Here is a 17,688-nt window from a genome sequence, read left to right as displayed (position 1 = left end):
GTTCTTCGGGCACGAGATCACTGCATAACACGGAAGATGGTGTGCCAGCGGTCGCTCTCCGTGTTGAGTTCCAGGTAGTAGAGTGCGCCGCGTGTCAGGCTCTTTTTGGGAATAATCTGCCAGTGATTTGTCCCGGCGATCACGAGAGAAAGCTGCGTGTTGTGCTCGGGGCCGACGACATCCGTTGTCGAGTCGCCATCAGAGTCGTAGCCGCTGTGTGAGTAGCCTTCCTGATAGCGTACCAGCGCGACCGTAAACTGAGCCGGTGGAGACGTGCCTTCGGGCCAATAGACCTCAAAGCGCGTGTCGGTCTCCAGCGAATAGCTACCAGGTGCAGGTTTCACAAGCACATCGCGCAGGCTTCCTACTGGGGAGCCCGTTTCTATCAAATGCTCTTTTTGAAACCGTGGGTCACCCGCTCCACCACACCCCATGCACAGCAAACAGAGGCTTACCGTCAGAAATCGTATCATGGCAGACCAAACGCCACTCTTTGTGATTCTGTGACAGGCGGTATAATCCCCCCATGACTCTGCGTCCTCTATGGGATTTTTTGCAGCAGCCGTCTACAATGGCGTTCTATACGGAGGCGGCCTATCTGGTTCTAGCCTCGCTTCTGGGGGGCTTTGTGGGGGCACAGCGTGAGGCGACGAACCACTCGGCGGGGCTGCGCACCCATGTGCTGGTCTGTCTTGGCGCGTGCTTGCTGACCCGAATTCACTTTACAACGGGCGATCCAGGGCGAATTGCCGCACAGGTGGTGACGGGCATTGGCTTTCTGGGAGCAGGCGTGATCTTGCGGCGCGGGCTCTCGGTGCGTGGTCTCACGACAGCAGCCTCCATCTGGATCGTGGCGGCAATTGGTATCTCCTGTGGCGCGGGCGGGCTCTACGCAGCCTCAGCGGCCTTTGCGACCCTGCTCGTCCTTTTTACCCTCACCGTGGGGCGCTGGTCGGAGAACCTGATCCACAAGAACGAGAACCAGTCCACTCTTGCGGTCACTATCACCCGCCATAAAGGTGCGGTCGCTGCTGCTCTAACCGCCATCACCGAGGCTGGAGCCACAGTCGCTGCCTTCGAGACCGAGGACATGCCCGACGGTCAGCGGGTCTTGCAGGTGACACTGCGTATGCGCCCGGATGTCAAGCAGCAAGATGTCTGCGATGAGCTAAGCCGCGCCCTCCCCGACGCCACGATTGAGTGGGTATGAGTCCCGCCCGTTGGAGGGGCGGGACAAACGCCGCTTTACCACCACGCTCTCCTCAAACGATACAATCTACACGATGACTCTGAGCTTTCCCCCGGTTTGTTTGATTGTTCTGGTTGGCGCGTCGGGTTCCGGCAAGTCCACGTGGGCGAAGAAGCACTTTCTTGCCTCGCAGATTGTCTCCAGCGACCAGTGCCGCGAGATGGTGGTGGACAATGCCGCCTCGCAGAGTGCAAACGAGGATGCCTTTGCGCTCTTTCACCAGTGGATCGCGCTGCGTCTGAAGAACCGACGGCTCACCGTGGCAGACTCGACAGCGCTCAAGCCGGGCGCACGGGATCGGCTGATTGAGCTGGCGAAAACAGCCCGCGTTCCGGTACATATTGTCGCTTTCGATGTCCCACTCGACGAGGCCATCCGCCGTGATGCCCTGCGCACGGAGCGCTGCGTTGGTGAGCGCGTGGTCACGCGCCATCGCGCCACCCTGGAGCAGGCCCTTCGCGAGCTGCCCAAAGACACGCGGCTCAGCGGGGTTCATGTTCTCACGTCTGAGCAGATGGACAGCGCGACGGTTCAGAGGACACCCGGAGCCCTCACTGCTCCCACTTTTGATATCATCGGCGACGTGCACGGCTGCCTGAGTGAGCTGAAGATGCTTCTCGACAAAATCGGCTACAGTGCCGATAGCACACACTCCGAGGGCCGCGTCCCGGTCTTTGTCGGCGATCTCGCGGATCGTGGCCCGGACTCTCCCGGCGTCTTGCGCTTCGTCTGCGACTTGGTGGCACGCGATAAGGCTCTCTTCGTACCCGGTAACCACGACGACAAGCTCTTTCGGATGCTTACGGGCGGGAAAGTCCAGCGCACGCATGGCCTGGATATTACTGAGGAGCAGCTTCTGGGCATGCCCGAGAAAGAGCGCGAGCGCCTGACACTCGATGTTCTTGCCTATCTTGCGCCGCAGCCCGTGCACTTGGTTCTGGCCGATGGCAAGCTGGCCGTCGCCCATGCCGGGATTCGCGACGACATGCTCGGGCAAAGCTCGGACTTTATCACCCGCTTCACGCGCTTTGGCGATGTGCGCGGCTTTGCGCCCGATGGTATGCCGATCCGCCACGACTGGGCCGCCGACCGAGAAAACGGCGCTGACGGAGCTTTAATCTGCTACGGGCACACGCCCCAGGACGAGATCAGGTTCGTGAATAACACGGTCAACCTCGATGGAGGCTGCGTCTTCGGGGGCTTCCTCGCCGCCCTACGCTTCCCCGAGCGCGAGCTGGTGACCGTTCCTGCGGAGCGGGTCTACGCACAGAAGCGAGCCGGAGGAAGTAGTGAGCCGTGACCAAGCGAGCCGTAACCACGAGGGTCTCGGCTTGCGAGGGCTACGGGCACCTCCGTGCCCAGTAGATTCTTCTGGCTGCGAAGGCAGCCGTAGCCCTCTTAAGCCCGAAGACTCGTTCTTCGGGCTTAAGAAGCGGGTACACTCGGAGGCATGACCCCTCGCTCCTGGCAGTTTGACAACACCTACGCCCGCCTCCCCGAGGCTTTCTTTTCAAAAGCCTTACCGGAAGCCGCCCGTGCTCCTCAGCTTGTGCTGTTCAATCAGCGCCTGGCTGAGGAGCTGGGCTTGCAGCTGGACGGCGATCTCGCGACGCTCTTTTCGGGCCAGGCGCTCCCCGAGGGCGCGGAGCCGATTGCACAGGCCTACGCGGGGCACCAGTTTGGCGGCTTCAACATCCTCGGGGATGGGCGAGCAATCCTGCTGGGTGAGCATGTTACGCCAAACGGCGCACGCTTCGATATCCAGCTCAAGGGCTCAGGCCGCACGCCCTACTCCCGGCGCGGCGATGGCCTTGCCGCGCTGGGGCCGATGCTCCGTGAGTATGTCATTAGCGAGGCCATGCACGCGCTCGGAATTCCCACGACCCGCAGCCTTGCGGTGGTCACAACGGGTGAGCAGATCTTTCGGGAGACGCAACGTCCCGGTGCAGTTCTCACCCGCATCGCTGCCAGCCATATTCGTGTCGGCACATTCCAGTACGCCGCCGCCCGCCGCGACGAGGCAAATCTGCGTGTTTTGGCGGACTACACGATTGCCCGCCACTACCCCGAACTAACCGAGAGTAATGACAAATACGCCGCGTTTCTCCACCTCGTGATCGCTCGGCAAGCCGCCCTGATCGCGCGGTGGCAGTGTGTGGGCTTTATCCACGGCGTGATGAACACCGATAATATGGCGCTCTCTGGCGAGACGATTGACTACGGCCCGTGCGCGTTTCTCGACACCTACCATCCCGGTACGGTCTTTAGCTCCATCGACACCGAGGGGCGCTACGCCTACGGTAACCAGCCCGCGATGGCCCACTGGAACCTGACACGCTTCGCGGAGTCGCTCCTGCCTCTGCTCGGAACTGTCGAAGAAGAAGCCGTCGCGATGGCGGTCGAGGCGCTCAATACTTTCCCTGATCTCTACGAATCCGCGTGGCTAACCGGGATGCGCCGCAAACTCGGGCTACAAACTGCCGAAGCCGACGACCCGGAGCTGATCGCCGCGCTCCTGACCTGGATGGAAGCCACCGAGGCAGATTTCACCAACTCGTTTCGCACGCTCGACGATCCCACGGACAAAGACGCTGCGTTTGAGGCGTGGCACACACGCTGGCAAGCGCGTCGCCAGCACGAAGGCACCTCAGAAGCCGACTCTCTCGCTCTCATGCGCTCGGTCAACCCCGCTGTGATTCCGAGAAACCATCTCGTCGAGGAAGCGCTTGCCGCCGCAGAAAGCGACAATGACCTCGCGCCGCTGAACGCTCTGCTGGAAGTCCTCGCTCAGCCCTACGCATACGATTCTGCCCCGTCGAAATACCACGAACCAGCTCCGGCTAGCGCGTGTGGGTATAAGACGTTTTGTGGGACGTAATTTCCTAACCCGAACCCACCCGGCTACTCGCACAGCTCGCATCCACCCTCCCTTGAATCAAGGGAGGGTCGGCGGGTGAGGAACGAACGGAGCCGGGGTGGGTTCAAATGGGCGGAAAGGCAATGACGAGGTTACCGAGTGACGAAGCGGCGGTCTTCGGGGAGGGCGAACTCGGTGCGGGCGGCAGCACTCCGGGGATTGTCGAAGGGGTAGGCGGCATCGGCGGCGAACTGAACCTCGATCCGCAGATCTGTGGCAGTCTTGAGGTGCTCCAGGGCAGCGGCACGGCGCGCTTTCGCCCCGGCGATAAACCCAAGCTGGTTCTTGTTGGCCTCGACATAGGCATCGCGCTTGGCCGTGAGGGCCGTGACGGTCTCTGGCGTGATTCCCGGTAGGGTCTGTGTCGAGAGGCGCAAGAGAATCCCCTCGGTCACCTGTACGAGCGTGGCGCGGCTCATGTTGGGCAGGTTCTCCCCGATGTAGTAGTCCTTCAGCGCCGCAGGCTGGCTGCGTGTCCACTTCTGCCGCGCGGCGGTCTGCACCTCGCGCAGTCCGGCCAGCAGCTCTTTTCGAGCAAGCTTCTCCTCTTGAGTCGAGACCCGCTGGCCCGTATCGTTCTCCACCGCAATCGCCTGCTCTTTTTTGCCTTCACTCACGGCAAGATCCAGCTCATCGAGGGTCTCGTCGGTGATTCCTCGTGCCAGAAGTGCCGCACGGTAGACCGGTTTCCGAGCGCTGATGGCCACCTGTGCGGCAACATCGAGTGATATGACCTGTGTATAGTTCAGCGCGCCCGGTTCGCGACTTGTTTTTCTTGTTTCGTCCATTGATTTGATCTCCTCAACTTCTGTTTTTATACCACCGATGACTGATTTTTAGTTCCCAACGACTGATTTTTTCTCTTCAACGACTGATTTTCTTAGCCCGATGACTGATTTCGTCTCTCCGATGACTGATTTTTTTGCTTCATTGCCCGCCGATTGAAAGCGGCGTCTATGAGCCTCGTCCCTCGGCTGAGAAGTCGCTCCGCGACTAACACCCCCTAGCCCCCTCGGCAAGCGAAGGGGAACCGGCAGTCGCGGAGCGACTTGTTGGCGGAACGCCCTCAGACGCCGATTTCAACCGGCGGGGACACCGTGTTAAGCTGGAGTGCCTCGGTCATACCGTGTGCTGGGGGAGATTCAGCTCAGAGATGAGCTGGATGAGTGGCACTTGACGCAGGGCCGCGAGCTGGGATAGTAGCTCCAGCCGCCGTGCATCCATTGCCTCAACTAGCCCCGAGAGTTCCAAGAGCTTCGCATACTCTGCTTCCGTGAGAGTCGCACTACGTCGCTTTGCCACAAGCTCTGCATACCGCCCATGCTGCTGGTCGGTTAGTGTTTCATGAATGGCAAAAAGCAAGAGCGACTCCTGATGCATTTCAATCAAATCCCCAATAATATAATCATCATTAACTTTGCTACTAGCAAAATCAAATCGATTATTATCCAATGCTATTTTCGCTATTGATATTTTACTTGACCTAGAGTTCATCACATTACTATATTCATTAATAATTCTATCCGCATACTTATTTGATTTAAATATTTCTAATGATTGAAATATCCTACTTCGAACATCACGGTCATTTTCTACAATAAGGCGCTCAAATAATTGGTCGCAGCATTCACTGCATTCAGGTTCGCTCATTGCCCCAGCAGCTCTGCGTCGGAACAGTGGATTCTCACAATGAAGTAATAAAACTACTTTTTCAAGTAATTCGGAATCATCGCTTAAACAATCGTTATCTTCTACAAAATCAAGTATCTTGTTCGCTTCGTCATCGCTCATCTTACTTCTCTACCTTGGCGGGAGTTCAGACATCGGTTGGCCGTGGAGCAAGCGCCTCAGGATCAGCGCGGCGGCTTTTTTATCTAACGGCTCGTTGTTGTTGCCGCACTTGGGGCTCTGGATGCAGCTCGGGCAGCCGTCGTCGCAGGGGCACTCTTCGATCAGGGTGAGGGTTGCGGTGAGCCACTGCTCGATGATGCGAAAGCCGGTCTCGGCGATCCCAACCCCGCCGGGGTGGGCATCGTGGACGAAGATGGTGGGGGCACCGACCTGGGGATGGTGCGCGGTGGAGACGCCGCCGATGTCGTTGCGATCACAGAGGGCAAAGAGCGGGAGTAGGCCGATACTGGCGTGCTCGACGGCATGAACGCCTCCGGCTAAGTCCAAGCCCGCCTCGGCGAGCTCTTCGACCAAGTACTGGGGCAGCGGGTACCAGACCGCCTCGGTCTCGAAGGTCTGTTCGGGGAGGTCAAGGTCGTAGAGGCCGAGGACTTCATCGGAGAAGAGCTGCTTCTGGCGAAAGCCTGTCACCCAGCTCGTGACGCGCACGTCGCCGAAGTAGGCCACGGTGTCGCCGAACTCTTTGGAGCCGCCCGTCGCGATGATCTCGATATGCGAGTCGGTCTTGGGCTCGGTGAAGTAGCTGGCGGCGGCGCGGCGGACGGTGGCGCGGCGGCTGATCGTGTCTAGCTCCTCGACCACGTAGCTCTCGCCCATGTGCAGGTAGATCGCGCCGGGATGGATGGTCTCAAAAGCCTTCGCTTCCTCAACCGTGCCCAGGGTCTTGCCGTTCTCCTCGATAATGTACTGATTCGCCGACGCGGAGCGGATATTGATGAGCGTGGCGGGGTACTCGCTCCCGGCGTAGTGCAGCCTATCGCCGCGTGCCGCCAGTGCGCCCTCTTCCACCAAGCGGTGCGCTACCCAGCGGGCACGCTCGCCACCGAAGAGATCGGCGTCTTCGTCGGTGAGCGGCGCTTCGTAGGCAGCGCAGAGCAGGTGCCCACCGAGGATGTGCTTGTTGGTCGGATCGAGCGCGGCGTGCTCGGCGGGGCGCTCGAAGAAGTAGTCGGGCTGGCGCATGAGAAACTGATCCAGCGGGTTGTCGGCGGCGACCAAGACGGCGAGGGACTCCCCTTGGCGGCGACCGGCGCGCCCGGCCTGCTGCCAGGTGCTTGCCACCGTGCCGGGGTAGCCCGTCATCACCACGGCGTCCATTCCCCCAATATCCACCCCCAGCTCCAGCGCATTGGTCGCGGTCACACCGGTTAGCTCTCCGGTGAAGAGCTTGCGCTCAATCTCCCGCCGCTGCTCCGGGGTGTAGCCCGCGCGGTAGCTCATGACTTTATCTTGCTGGGGTTTGCCCTCCAGTGCGCGGCGGGCGTAGGTCAGTAGCAGCTCGGCGGTCTTACGGGAGCGCGTGAAGGCCAGTGTGCGCACGTCGTCTCCGAGTAGCTCCGTAAAGACATGGGTCACCTCCGCGTTGGTCGAGCGCCGTGAGCCCGTGGCAGCGTCCATCACGGGTGGGTTCCAGAAGACAAAGCGCCGCTTGCCCGTAGGCGCTCCCCCACTCTCCGCCGCAACCACCTCGGCACTCAGCCCCGTGAGCTTGGTAAAGAGCTCCTCCGGGTTGGCGATCGTCGCGGAGCAGGCGATAATCTGAGGCCGTGCACCATAAAGCTCCGCCACCCGCAGAAGCCGCCGCAGGATATTGCCCACATGCGCCCCAAAGACGCCCCGGTAGACATGGGCCTCATCCACCACGACATAGCGCAGGTTACGGAAAAACGTCGCCCAGCCATTGTGCTGTGGCAGGATTCCCATGTGCAGCATGTCCGGGTTAGTGACTAAGAGCCGCGCCGTACGCCGTATGGGCAAGCGCTCATCCTTGGGCGTGTCGCCATCGTAGGTGGCGGAGATCACGTCGGGCCAGAGGTCGAGGCTCTTGAGCTTGCTCTGCTGGTCTTGGGCCAGGGCTTTCGTGGGAAATAAATACAGCGCCCGCGCCTTGGGCTCCAGCAGCAGTGTCTCCAAGACCGGCGCGTTGTAGCACAGCGACTTCCCCGAGGCCGTGGGCGTGGTGACGATCACCTGAAAGCCCAGTCGTACTAAATCTATCGCCTCTGCCTGGTGGCGAAAGAGCTTCTCCACCCCAAGTTTTTCTCTCAGCGCCTTGCTCAGACGCTCCGGCAGTGGCGCGTCTAGCTCACCGTAGACCGCTGGCCGCGCCGGGATATGCTCGATATGGACGATCTGTTTTTTATAGTCGGGGTGCTGGCGGAGGCGATCCAGAAACGCATCGGGGTTCACGGTGTCTTGCCCAAGAGCTGGCTAATCCCACAGCTTTCTGGGAACGAGCGCGGCTTGGGAAACTCTGCCACTAGGAGATACCTGCTTGCGCCAGAAGCGCCTCAGCGCGCTCCATCGCGGCTTTGGAGTCAAAACGCTTCGTCTTAATCGTCCCTGCCTCCACTCCATCAATAATATCTAGTAGGGAGTCGTAGAAGGCATCGGAGACGAGGAGCGACTCTGTGTTGACCGGAGCGATTCCAAAGGCGGCGAGCACCGCCGCTTGGGCACGGGCCATGCCTTCTGGGGTGGCCGTCAGCGTCAGAATCTCGTCGGGGACTTCTAAGGTGAGTTGGCTCATAGTGCCCGTATTTTATCACTTTCACACCCGTTTTTTGCCATCCTGCGGCTAGCCGAGAACCTCCAAGAACCGGCGGATGATTTGCGCGGGACGTGAGGGGGCTTCGACTAAATCAAGAGCGCGCTGACCAAATACCCGAGCTTCTTTTGTGAGACCGGCACCATAGAGGCTCAAGCCGTAGTCATAGTTCAGAGCCGCATCCTCGGCGAGCCACTGGGAAGGCACGCTAGCAAGAGACTCGACCACCATCCGATACTCCCCCAAGTCCCTTAAGCGGACAATCCGATCTAACAAACGCGGTATGGCAAGGCTCCCCTCAAGCTCTTCCCCCAGACTAAAGGCTCTTTCGATCAGGTCTAGCGCCTCCTCGCGCCGTTGCATCATGCATAAGGCCTTCGCACGGTCGTTGTACCAGCGTATCTTAAAGGCAAGAGAAGCCTGGCTGATCCTTCCTTCGACTTGCCCTAGGAGAACATAGGCTTGCTTACCGACGGTGGATTCTTGCTTCTTTCGCATGACAAGCTGTTCGGGATGAAACAGCGACGATAACACACGTGGGGGAGCGTTGTACATTAGCGGAGCACGTATAAAATGGTTCTGGGCAAGGGCAAGCTGGATACGATTTTCCGCTTCCTTGGCCTCGTCAAGCCGCTGTGCAAGCCCCAGAAAGTGCTGTGTTCGCACCCGCGACTGAGCGGTGATGCTCAAATTTCCCAGGTGCGCGTAGTTACGACAGAGGAGCGAGCGTGCCTCGGCGCTGGTCGGTGCCAGAAAGCTCAGCCGCTGTGCCAGAAGCATTCCGGGGATCGGAGGAATCTGCCCTAGGGTCATGAGATCAAACATTGCGCGCGTTTCCTCGAAGTCTAGCGGGGCATCCAGGTACCCACCCGCCGTCGCACTCGGAAGCGTGAGAGCGAAGAGCTCCTCCTGAGTGACTTCATAGTGGAAACAGAGGGGGTGCAGCCGATCCGCACTAGGCCACGAGACTCCGTTTTCCCAGCGATTTAGGCTGTTGCGGGCGATACCCGCCCGCAGTGCCGCTTCGCTCTGACTAAGGCCCGCTCGCTCTCGTAGCGCCACGAGCAAGTGGCTTCGGTCGAGCAAGGGTAGCCCGGTCTGCTCGCCCAGCCGTAGCACCCCATTGCCACGCGCCGCCTCCAGCAACCCAAACGCCCGCGCCCGCACCGCCGCGTCCGCCCCCAGCACCGCCAGCGCACTCTCCAGCTCCGCATCCCGTGGAAGCGACTTGCCCGAGAGCCACCGCCACAGCGACGTGCGGCTCACCTCGCTCTGCGCCGCCCACTCCACCAGCCCTAGACCCGCTTGGTTTTGGAGTGTCTTGAGATAATCCGAAAGCCCCATTCCCTGCCCCTTAGCAAAACTAAAGGCATTATAACGTTTCACTTGCGTGGACAGTGTTTCACTTTCGTGGACACCTGTTGTCTTCACCGTGAAATCTAAGCTACAAATATCCCGGAGAGGTTCAGCACCGGCACACAGAGACTGTCCCACCCCACATCAAAAACAAATTTAAGAAAGTACAAAAAAATAAATGATACTTCGCTCTCTCCATATCTTAGTCGCTCTCACACTTCTTAGCGGCACGGCACTAACCACGACAACTGCACACGCTCAGACAACCGCCTTCACCATTCCCAGCAACCCTGCACTTCGAGGAGTGACTGGTTTCACCGTTGGCTATACGTTCACCGTTGGTGCCAGTGCTATCTCCGTGACCGATCTGGGCTTCTGGGATCAGGATCAGGACGGCCTGTTCCTGTCGCACCCTATCACGATCTGGAACGGTTCCGGTACCTCCCTGGGAACGGCGACAGTCCCCTCAGGAACCGGAGCGACACTGGATAATGCCTACCGCTACGTCTCGCTCGGAGGGAGCCCTATCGCGCTGGCGGCAGGACAAACCTATACCATTGGAGCCTTCTTCCCCAATCCCGGGTTCCCGAACCCCAGTGATAATTCTCCCGATAGCATCAGTGGAGGTTCTATAACAGCGGCCAGTGGTATCGCCCTAGGCGCTGCAAGGTTTAATCCTTTCAACGCCTTCCCGACAGGAGATATCGTTGGCACTGGTCAATACATGGCTCCGAACTTCAAGTTCACGGCCAGTGGTGGCGGCGCCGCCCCTGAACCCGGCACGCTGGCGCTTCTGGCTCTCGGTGGGGTGGCGGTGCTGGCGAAGCGACGGCGCAAGTAGCACGCGGCGGCTCTCTCACGTTGCATAATTTCTCCCCGTGCTTGCCGATTACAGACAGTACGGGGAGTTTTCATATTCCTATGAACCCGGTACCTAGAGTGTGGGAGGCAGGGCGTGTGCACCGACTTTGAGAGCGGAGCTGCCGGGGCGGGGCTTCAGGTCGGAGCCCAGGAGCGGGTCTTGTCCGTAGATACCGCCAGTCTCCGCGCTGGGCAGGCGGGGGCGGCTCCGGTCCGGGCGGTCTTGGCACCACCAGAAGTTCCGAGTGAAGGTAAACGTCTCCGGGGCGGTTCCCGATCCGATATTGACGCCCCCCTCGCTCCAAAAGTCCGAGCGGAAGACCACTAAGTTGCTCTCGAAAACGCCGCGACGGCAGGGAACAAACTCGGGCAGGCGTGTCTCCTGCAAGATTCGCAGAACCCACTTGCGCGGCAGGAAAAACGTGTTGAAGCGCACCGTGGCTCCGTCCACACCCACAAACGCCAGTGGGGCATCGCTCCCCGAAAACGTACACCCCTCGACCGTGAGACTGCGCGCTTCGTAGCGAGCCTGCGCGGGCATGGCGGCGACCGGCGGGCGGAAGAACTCTAGCCCGGTGCTGCCCCCCAGGTTAACCCCACGCAGCCCCGCGCTCTCAAAGCGGCACCGCTGGATCGCGATCTCAGAGGTTCCTCCCTTGCACTGCACCCCGTTGTCGCCGCCCTCGCGAAACGTACAGCCGACGATCTTTCCACGGTGGCACCCCACCATGTCTATCCCCGAGCCACCCCAGCGGGCAATCTGGCATCCCTCCACCCGAAAATCATCGAGCCCTGAGAGCTTGATCCCATCCCGGTTGCCCGCAGGAAGCTCGGAGATGCGCAGGTTCTTGAGCGTGACATGGTGCGAGGGCTTGGTGTACTGCCCGCCATCGTCGATGTTGAGCCCATTCTGGCTCATCTTCTCGATCACGAGGTCATGGATTTCGAGCCAGCTCACCCGGGCTAGATGTAGTGCGACACTGCCTCCAGAAAACCTTGGCGGGTGGGCGGGATCAGCGGCACGCACCACGATAGGCTTGCTGGGAGCGCCGTGGATATTCTCCAGAAAGTAGCCCGCACCAAACTCCCCCGGCGCGAGCAGAAGCTGCGTCCCTGGTCGCGCCGCCTGTAGCGCCTGCCTCAGCTCCGAGCCACTGCGAATCGTCACGCTTTGCATGAGAGAATTATACGATAAAAAGAAAACAGCCACCCCAGAAGTTTCCTTCCGGGGCGGCTGTCTTTAGGAGGACACTCTAGAGAGCATCTTTGAGCTGCGTGATACGCTTCTTGATCGCGTCCACGTCCGCCGCAGGGACACCTGGTAGTGTCACATACTTCTCGTAGGCCGCAATCGCCTTGGGGAACATGGTCTCCTGAGAGAGCTCATCAGCAACACCGTAATCGTCGTAGGAGAGCCCCAGGTAGTACCAAGCATCTGCATACTTCGGATCAGCCTTGGTGGCCGCCTCAAAGTCTGCACTTGCCTTCTTCAGCTCTGCCAGCTTGACCTTGACATCTGTAGACGCCTTTGCCTTGCGGTAGATCGCCAGGCCACGCCCGTAGAGCGCGATTGCGTCTGTTGGCTTGGAAGCCAAGTAGGTGGTGTAGTTGGCAATCGCTTTCTCAAACTCAGGCAGCCCCTTGCTGGCATCATTGATCTTGCGCTTGTTCTCGCCTAAGTTGAAGTAGATCACCGCCTGATTTTTCACCATCTCCGGGTCTTTGCTACCCGATAACTGGAGCACCTTATCAAAATCCGACGCCGCCGCCGCCAGGTTCTTCATGTCTAAGTAGGTACGTCCCCGCAGCTCGTAGGCCTTGGGATCCGTTGGAGCAAGCGCAATGATCTTGGTGTAGTCTGCAATCGCGGAGGCAAAGTCGGCGGGGCTCTTTTGAAGGGCACAGTAGGCACGGTTGGTCAGTGCAGCAAGCTGCTCTTTCTGGTCCGTGGGGTTGGTCGCAAGATACTTGGCATAGCTCGCCATGGCACTGTCCCACTGCTTGAGCTTCAGGTAGAGAAACGCCTGCGCTCCCAGCGCTTCGCCGTTGTTGGGGCTCTTGGCCAGAAGCTGACCGTAGGCATCCACTGCTACACGGTAGTCTGCATCAGCCTGGGTCTTGTCCGCCTTCTTTCCCGCGGCGCTGGCCAGGTTATTGAGGTACTGTAGCTGGTTGGGGCTACCCGCGGGCAGAAGCTCTAAGGCCTTTTTGAAGTCTGCAATGGCCTTGTCAAAGTCCTGCGCTTCAAAGTAGGCGACGCCACGGTTGGTGTAGGCACCCGGGTCTTTGGGGTCAGCACTGATCGCCTCAGTCAGAGCGGCAATCTTCTCCGTAGAGGATATACCACCACCACTGGCCTTGGCAAGCGCGAGGAGCTTCTTGACTTCCATGTCATTGGGCTTGAACTTAAGATACTTCTCGAAGTTGGTGGCAGCCCCTTTGTAGTCCTGGAGGTTGTACTGCACACGGCCCAGCCCCTCGTAGCCAAAGGGTTTATCGGGCTGGAGAGCGATATAGCTGGTGTAGGGCGGAACGGCCTCTTTGTACTTTTCCTGGAAGCTGTAGGAGTCGGCCATGATAATAAAGGCATCGGCCTGCTTGGGATCGAGCTGAGTGGCCTTGCCCGCCGAGGCAATCGCATCACTGAGCCCCACCGCCTGCACTTTTGTGATCGAGCCTCCCTGAGGAACGATATTGTTGTACTGCGCCAGCGCCAGGTCTTTCCATGCCACAGCATCATCAGACTTCTTGGCAAGATAGGCCTTCAGATCGGTCGAGGCAGCCGCGTAGTTCTTGGGCTCGATATTGAGATAGCAGGCAGCGCGCAGTCGGTAGACATTAAAATCCGCCGATGCGCCCACTTTCTGCAAGTACGCCGAGTAGTCCACAATCGCTGACTTGTAGTCCTTGAGCTGTAGCTGCACCGCCGCCCGGTTCTTCGTGATCTCCGCATCGCCAGGCTTGAGGGCTAGCGCCGCATTGTAATCGGCAAGCGCCGCAGAGAAGTTCTTGAGCTGGAAGTTACAGGCGGCACGGTTCAGCAGTGCACCGGTGTTGCTCTTATCCAGCACGAGTCCTTTGGTGTAGTCGTCAATGGCAGGCTGGAGCTGGTTGAGCTTAAGAAACTCCAGATCCGCTTTGGAAAAGTAGGTCGCGGCCTTATCGGCATCACTCGTCAGGAGCATAACAGCAGCACTGTAGTCGGCGACCGCTTTATCAAACTGATTGAGTTTTTCATACGCATAGCCACGGTTGAGGAGGGTCAGCCCACGCTTGGGGTCCAGCTCTAAAACCTTGGTCGCATCCGCAATCGCTTCGGAGAACTTATTAGTCTGAAGATAGGCCACCACACGGCTATCATAGGACTCCAGAACGAGATCGGGAGCATTTGCCTTGGGCTTGGGAGCGAGCTTAATCAGCTCCGTAAAGTCGGCGATAGCCCCGGTGTAGTTGTTGAGCTGTGAGCGGACGATCCCTCGGTTGTAGTATGAGTCGGCAGCCAGTGGCTTTGCGACGATCACTTTCGTGAACGCTACCTCGGCCAAGGGCAGGTTTTTTGCCCCAAAGTGCGCACGGCCTAGGTGAAAATACAGCGTCGACGCCTCAGGGCGCTCTTTGATGAGCTTATCGAGAACCTTGATCGCCTCGGCGTACTTCCCCTTACTAATCAGATCTGTTGCTGTAGTCAGATCGTCCTGCGCCCAGGCGTTGCTCCCTGCCCCCAACACAAGCACCAGTGCACTCACTGCTCCCACCGTTACCAAACGACTCATAAAACGCTCCTCGCTAAATTACCGGGTTTTGTCGGATTATACCGTTATCCCTGACAAAACAACTTGCTTCGATTATCCGGCGCATCGGGCCTTTCTTTGTAGGGTAGATGCGCCTGTTTTTATGCTTGGCCCTGTTAGACAACGGAAAAACAGAAAAAGCTGTGATTTAGATCACTTTTTATCGTGATTTAAGTCACAATCGTTGCGAGTTTTTTTCACACTAAAAAAGTGCCGTGTCTCATGATTTGTTGCGAATCGGCCCAGATATCAAAGTGCAGCCCGACCACATCAATATGCGTAGAGGACTGCCAGTTGGCTCCGGTGTGGAAGCCGTAGGGATCGCCAAAAGCGATATGGATGCCGGGGAATTTTTCGTCTTGAAGAATATTGCCAATCACGCGCGTAAGGCCAATATTAGTGCCAATGGCAAACTCCCCCACCCGGTCGGAGTTTTCATCGGTGTGGCAGTACTCCCAGAACTCGGCTTCGAGGGCTTTGTTGCTGCACTGCGCACCTGTCAGGCGGTTCTTCTCAATCGTGAGGGTCAGAGGATTTGCGCCCATGAGCCCGTACTTGGCGCAGAGATAGTCGCCCACCACGCCGTCCACCACAAAGGTGCCATTCAGCTCCCAGGGTGACGTGAAGATCTCGCCGCCGGGGAGATTGCCCCACTTCTTGGGCGAGATAATCCCGCTGGTCTTGAGCCAGTTGTACTCGGGGCTCAGCTGGACGGTGATGTCCGTGCCTGCGGGCGTCGTCCCACGAATGGTCGTTGCAGCCCGGACGATCTCGATGACGCGCTGGCTGAGGGTGTCCACCGCGCCAAAATCTGCGCGCATTCCCTCGCACATAATCTCCTCGGTGATGTTCACCATATGGGCATGGCGCATCCCACGCCGGTTGACCACATCGGTCATCTGCCGACGGCTGGTGAGCTCGCCTGTCTGCACCTGCACAGCAAAGATCGAGACCGCGCTACTCTCCATGTCCGAGAGAACCTCGGAGGGCATGTCGGTCAGCGGGCGTGGGCCGAGCTGCTCTAAAACAAATCCGCTCCAGACAAAACCACGCGTCTCCAGCTCCCGCGCAAGGCTTGCCCCAATCGTCAGGCAGGCCATATCGCAGATCAACGTCACTTTCTCACCCGGCTGGATACGCAGGCACGTGGTGACGGCATTGACTGCCCCCGGTGTTAGCTCCGGGGAAAACTTGGTACTTAAAAGAAGTGCGTTGTGCATAAATATTTCATTCCCGCCACCCCAATTGGGCCACCGCCCGTTAGAGGGGCGGGGTCAGAGTTCGGAGGGCAGTAGTGTCTCAGCGACCATGTAGTCCACGACGGCTTTTAGGTCGCCACCGCTCTCTTTGAAGACATGGAGCTGACGGTCTGCGCCGGTGCCGCGCTCTAGCATTTTCTGGATATACTCCAGCTCGCGGCGACACCCCACCTCGTCTACCACATCGTCCACAAAATCTAGATACTCCTGCATTAGCTCGCGGAAGGGTACCTCCTCCTGCTTGCCAAAGTCAATAAGCTTGCCGTCAATGCCGTAGCGCAGTGCCCGCCACTTGTTCTCCATCAGCAGTGCCCGGCTGTACTGGCGGTAGTCTTGGTTACGGGTATGGAGCTTATGTAGCTTCGCCACTGTTGCCTGCATCAGCGCCGCCAGCGCAATCGTCTCATCGAGGCGCAGGGGCACATCACAGATCCGAAACTCAATCGTGGGAAAGAACGGGTGTGGACGAATGTCCCACCAGATCTTCTTGGCGTTGTCAATACAGCCCGTCTTGATCAGTAAGTCAACGTAGCCCTCGAACTCGGACCACGACGAAAACGGATCGGGGATATTGGTGCGCGGGAACTTATCAAAAACTTTACACCGGTAGCTCTTAAAGCCCGTGTCGTAGCCCAGCCAGAACGGCGAGTTGGTCGAGAGTGCCAGAATATGTGGCAAAAAATAACGCACGGAGTTCAAGATGCGAATGCGGGTCTCTTTGTCGGGAATGCCCACGTGGACATGTAGCCCAAAAATCAAGTTCTCCCGCGCCACTTGTTGCAGATCGTCCACAATCGTGTCGTAGCGCACATCGGGGTAGATCTCCTGTTCGCGCCAGTTGGCAAAGGGATGGGTCCCCGCGGCAGCGACTTTAAGCCCCTGGTTGCCCGCCAGGCGGATAATGGTCTGGCGGAGCTCAAAGAGCTGCTCACGGGCTTCTTGCACCGTGTCGCAGACCCCGGTTCCGACCTCGACCACACTCTGGTGCATCTCGGCCTTGACCGACTCCTGAAGCAGGCGCTTGCCCTCGGGAAGTAGCTCCGTACCAATGTGTGAGCGCAGATCCCGCGTCTCCGGGTCAATGGTCTGGTACTCTTCCTCAATTCCAATGTTAAACGTGGACGACATGACCTATTTTACCTGATCTGGTCTATCCCCTGCCCTTGCGTGTCCATCACCTTCCCTTAATCTTTCCTGCTCTTGCATAGCCGAAAATAAGGGCAATGATAAGAAAAATACAAAAAGCACGGAAGGCGTCCGTGCTCCTACAAATAACACTACTAGCGGGGGCACTTCTGGCGGGCTGCCAGACGCTGAGTGCTCCGCAAGAAAGCCTGCGAATCGTGGTGGGCAGCGAGAACAAGAGCCTAGAGCCGCTGGTGCAGCGCTTTGCGCAAGAGAACCATATCGCTATCACGTTTGAGTACAAAGGCTCCGTCGAGATCATGCGGCAACTAGAAAGCGGCGGAGGCAGCGCCGATGCGGTCTGGCCCGCGCAGTCGCTCTGGGTGAGTCTTGGCGATTCGCAGAGGCGCGTGAGAGACGCGCAGAGCATCTACTGGTCGCCTGTGGGGCTGGCGCTAAAGGGGAGTGTGGCCCAGAGGCTGGGCTGGACAGACAAGAGAATAGTCCCGACGGACACAATTCGAGAGGCGGCCCAAGCGGGCCGCCTTCGTTTTTTAATGACCTCCGCCACACAGAGCAACAGCGGCGCGGCGGCGTATCTCGCGTTTCTCTCGGCGTTTGCGGGAAAGCCGCAGGTGCTGACCGAGAGCGATCTGCAAAAACCTGCCGTC

General features: G+C 58.8%; 15 protein-coding genes. 5 read left to right on the top strand and 10 right to left on the bottom strand.

Translation table 11 applies throughout. The annotated features are described in order from the left end of the window. Positions 1–17 precede the first annotated feature (17 nt). Complete coding sequence (locus RMO15_RS12085) at positions 18–473, bottom strand: hypothetical protein (protein ID WP_309712618.1); 456 nt, start codon at positions 471–473, stop codon at positions 18–20. 53 nt (positions 474–526) lie between these two features. Between RMO15_RS12085 and RMO15_RS12080 the strand changes: the two genes are divergently transcribed. The 3 genes from RMO15_RS12080 (at position 527) to RMO15_RS12070 (ending at position 4,127) form a co-directional block, all read left to right on the top strand. After that, complete coding sequence (locus tag RMO15_RS12080; protein ID WP_309712615.1) at positions 527–1,210, top strand: MgtC/SapB family protein; 684 nt, start codon at positions 527–529, stop codon at positions 1,208–1,210. A gap of 73 nt (positions 1,211–1,283) precedes the next feature. Then, a complete protein-coding gene (locus tag RMO15_RS12075) occupies positions 1,284–2,549 on the top strand; it encodes an AAA family ATPase (protein ID WP_309712613.1) in 1,266 nt (421 codons plus the stop codon). Between the two features lie 150 nt (positions 2,550–2,699). Next, entirely contained in the window at positions 2,700–4,127 is a 1,428-nt protein-coding gene (locus tag RMO15_RS12070; RefSeq protein WP_309712610.1) for a protein adenylyltransferase SelO family protein, read from the top strand. 131 nt (positions 4,128–4,258) lie between these two features. On the opposite strand, the gene RMO15_RS12065 is transcribed toward RMO15_RS12070, so the two are convergent. From RMO15_RS12065 to RMO15_RS12045, 5 genes are all read right to left on the bottom strand, one after another. Further along, positions 4,259–4,954, bottom strand: a complete 696-nt coding sequence (locus tag RMO15_RS12065) for a hypothetical protein (protein ID WP_309712607.1) — start codon at positions 4,952–4,954, stop codon at positions 4,259–4,261. 331 nt (positions 4,955–5,285) lie between these two features. Continuing rightward, positions 5,286–5,957 (bottom strand): hypothetical protein, encoded by a 672-nt coding sequence (locus RMO15_RS12060; protein ID WP_309712604.1) that lies wholly within the window; start codon positions 5,955–5,957, stop codon positions 5,286–5,288. A 9-nt stretch (positions 5,958–5,966) separates the two neighbouring features. Beyond that, a complete protein-coding gene (locus tag RMO15_RS12055; protein WP_309712601.1) occupies positions 5,967–8,267 on the bottom strand; it encodes a DEAD/DEAH box helicase in 2,301 nt (766 codons plus the stop codon). Between the two features lie 70 nt (positions 8,268–8,337). Beyond that, on the bottom strand, positions 8,338–8,607 hold the full coding sequence (locus RMO15_RS12050; RefSeq protein WP_309712597.1) for a hypothetical protein: 270 nt from the start codon (positions 8,605–8,607) through the stop codon (positions 8,338–8,340). 48 nt (positions 8,608–8,655) lie between these two features. After that, positions 8,656–10,011, bottom strand: coding sequence for a helix-turn-helix transcriptional regulator (locus RMO15_RS12045; RefSeq protein ID WP_309712594.1), 1,356 nt, complete (start codon positions 10,009–10,011; stop codon positions 8,656–8,658). A 148-nt stretch (positions 10,012–10,159) separates the two neighbouring features. Here RMO15_RS12045 and RMO15_RS12040 point away from each other — a divergent pair, with 148 nt between their 5' ends. Then, positions 10,160–10,822, top strand: a complete 663-nt coding sequence (locus RMO15_RS12040; RefSeq protein WP_309712591.1) for a DUF4082 domain-containing protein — start codon at positions 10,160–10,162, stop codon at positions 10,820–10,822. A 93-nt stretch (positions 10,823–10,915) separates the two neighbouring features. Here the strand turns inward: RMO15_RS12040 and RMO15_RS12035 are convergent, their stop codons facing one another. From RMO15_RS12035 to RMO15_RS12020, 4 genes are all read right to left on the bottom strand, one after another. After that, the gene (locus RMO15_RS12035) at positions 10,916–12,019 is read right to left on the bottom strand and encodes a right-handed parallel beta-helix repeat-containing protein (protein WP_309712589.1); all 1,104 of its coding nucleotides are present in this window, start codon (positions 12,017–12,019) and stop codon (positions 10,916–10,918) included. A 76-nt stretch (positions 12,020–12,095) separates the two neighbouring features. Continuing rightward, on the bottom strand, positions 12,096–14,615 hold the full coding sequence (locus tag RMO15_RS12030; protein WP_309712587.1) for a tetratricopeptide repeat protein: 2,520 nt from the start codon (positions 14,613–14,615) through the stop codon (positions 12,096–12,098). A 215-nt stretch (positions 14,616–14,830) separates the two neighbouring features. After that, on the bottom strand, positions 14,831–15,853 hold the full coding sequence (locus RMO15_RS12025; protein WP_309712583.1) for an aminopeptidase: 1,023 nt from the start codon (positions 15,851–15,853) through the stop codon (positions 14,831–14,833). Between the two features lie 54 nt (positions 15,854–15,907). Beyond that, positions 15,908–17,020, bottom strand: coding sequence for a carboxylate-amine ligase (locus tag RMO15_RS12020; RefSeq protein ID WP_309712581.1), 1,113 nt, complete (start codon positions 17,018–17,020; stop codon positions 15,908–15,910). 131 nt (positions 17,021–17,151) lie between these two features. Between RMO15_RS12020 and RMO15_RS12015 the strand changes: the two genes are divergently transcribed. Beyond that, positions 17,152–17,688 (top strand): substrate-binding domain-containing protein (locus RMO15_RS12015; RefSeq protein ID WP_309712578.1); only part of this gene is annotated, 537 nt, incomplete at its 3' end.

The organism is Armatimonas sp., from assembly GCF_031410135.1.
Lineage (GTDB): Bacteria > Armatimonadota > Armatimonadia > Armatimonadales > Armatimonadaceae > Armatimonas.
Note: the sequence above shows the minus strand (reverse complement) of the source record. Positions and strands in the feature narration are given on the sequence as shown.